Here is a 259-nt window from a genome sequence, read left to right as displayed (position 1 = left end):
CGGAATCGATTTGGACCAATGCCCCGCCGGGGAGCCGCAACGTGACCGCAGAGGTGTCGACGTCGTCGTACTCCGCGATGCCGGGCTCCGCCAGGGCCGAACCCATGGCGAAGACCTCTACCGGGTCCAGCCCGGAGAGCCAGCGGGCGAGGTCGAAGAAGTGCACGGTCTGGTCGCGCATCTGGCCGCCGGATACGGCGATGTAGGATAACGGCGGCATGGACGGGCCTCGGGAGGTGAGCTGGATGAGCTCCACTGC

General features: G+C 67.6%; 1 protein-coding gene. It reads right to left on the bottom strand.

The annotated features are described in order from the left end of the window. A partial coding sequence (locus tag LRQ04_RS20530) for a Gfo/Idh/MocA family oxidoreductase (protein WP_235522145.1) occupies positions 1 to 220 on the bottom strand: 220 nt, incomplete at its 3' end. Positions 221 to 259 lie beyond the last annotated feature (39 nt).

This window comes from Paenarthrobacter sp. AR 02, assembly GCF_021538675.1.
In the GTDB taxonomy this organism is placed as follows: Bacteria; Actinomycetota; Actinomycetes; order Actinomycetales; family Micrococcaceae; genus Arthrobacter.
The sequence above is the reverse complement of the archived record's forward strand: the minus strand, read 5'-3'. Positions and strand labels throughout refer to the sequence as shown.